2 protein-coding genes are annotated in these 1525 nt (G+C 60.8%); both read left to right on the forward strand.

Annotation, left to right across the window (positions count from 1 at the left end; all coding sequences use genetic code 11):
* The coding region (locus JNL55_RS07880; protein WP_293851645.1) for a FecR family protein at positions 1–1003 on the forward strand (1003 nt) is incomplete at its 5' end.
* Positions 1004–1122: 119 nt separating this feature from the next.
* Positions 1123–1525, forward strand: a 403-nt coding sequence (locus tag JNL55_RS07885) for an STN domain-containing protein (protein WP_293851648.1), incomplete at its 3' end; no start/stop codon positions are given.

The raw sequence follows: 1525 nt of genomic DNA on the forward strand, positions 1-1525 counted from the left end.
CACCAGCGAGGCTTGCGCGTGGATCGCGCAACTGGAAACGGGGGCGTTGACCGAGCAGGACGTGAGTGCACTTCGAGAATGGGTGAAGCGCAGCCCACGACATGCAGCTGAGATGCGCCGCCTGGCGCATCTCGCCGAGGACGTGAATTTGCTCGCCGGCATGGATGGAGCCTTGGGCGAAGCGATCCACTTGTTCCGGCCGATGTTGTTGGCACAGCGTGGCCGACGCCGCCGAATGCAATGGCTGACGGCCGCTGCTACCGTCGCACTGGCGGTCGGCGCCATCGTAGTGAACGTGAAACTCCAGCAGGGCACGCAACCGCAGTTGTTGGCGACGACCGTCGGCGACTACCGCACCGAGGTCCTTGCCGATGGCAGCGAGGTGAAGCTCAACTCCAATAGCCAGATCGAAGTGAGCTTCACCGGCGACATGCGCCGCGTGCGATTGCTGAAAGGCGAGGCTTACTTCACTGTCGCACACGACGAGCAGGTGCCGTTCGTCGTGTTCGCACAGGATAAATATGTGCGCGCTGTCGGCACGGCATTCTCGGTACGGATGACGGGACCGGATCTTGCCGTGCTGGTCACCGATGGCGTCGTCGAGTTGAAGGAAGTGGCATTGCCGGTATCGACGAGCACGGCCGCGCCGGTCGTCAGGTTGTACTCAGGGCAGGGCATCAACATCCCGCTCGAGGAGGATTTGCGTCCCAGTAGCGCTGCTGACGCCGTCGCTGCTCACAGCGAGCGCGAGGTGCAGCGTGCGCTGGCGTGGCGCGAAGGGCTGCTCGATTTCAGCCGTACGCCCCTCGACGCGGTGGTCGCCGAGGTGAGCCGTCACACGGCGCTACGGATTGAAATCGCCGACCCCTCATTACGTGAACTGAAATTCGACGGTATGTTCCGGGTCGGGCAGGTAGACGAATTGCTGGAAGCGTTGCAAAGTGGCTTCCAGGTCGAGGTCGAGCGCGTCGCTGAGCATCACGTTCGACTGCGGCGTCAGTAATTTTACAATTCAGTTGAAATTTATATGGAGGTTTTGTTCGGCTCGCGGCACTTACTCCTCGAGACCGACATGATCTTGGAATGGATGGGCTTTAGACAGTAGCCACGCGGGTAATCGGCTTGCGGACATTGGTATTGGCATGCTCGCTGTTGTTGAGTGTTTGCACCGAGAGCGTGCAGGCCGGCGAGCAGGTCTATGAGTTGCACATCGCTGCCGGCAACGCCGATGAGTCGTTGCGAGCGTTGGCACGACTCACCGGCCACGCGTTGCTGTATCGATCGGCCGACGTCGGCACCATCCAGACACGAGGTTTATCAGGGAGCTTCACCGTGCAGCAGGCGCTGGCAGGCCTGTTCGATGGCACGGATCTATCCGGCGGTCTCACGGAGGGCGGCGTCATCGCGGTGTCGCGCTCTTCGTCCCATACAACGAGTAATCGGGAGACCGTCGTGACGAAGGGTGAGAAGAAATCGGTAATCGCATCCATCTCGGCATTTGCGCTGAGTGTGTTTGGATCGCAGT

The organism is Steroidobacter sp. (assembly GCF_016790065.1).
GTDB lineage: Bacteria > Pseudomonadota > Gammaproteobacteria > Steroidobacterales > Steroidobacteraceae > Steroidobacter.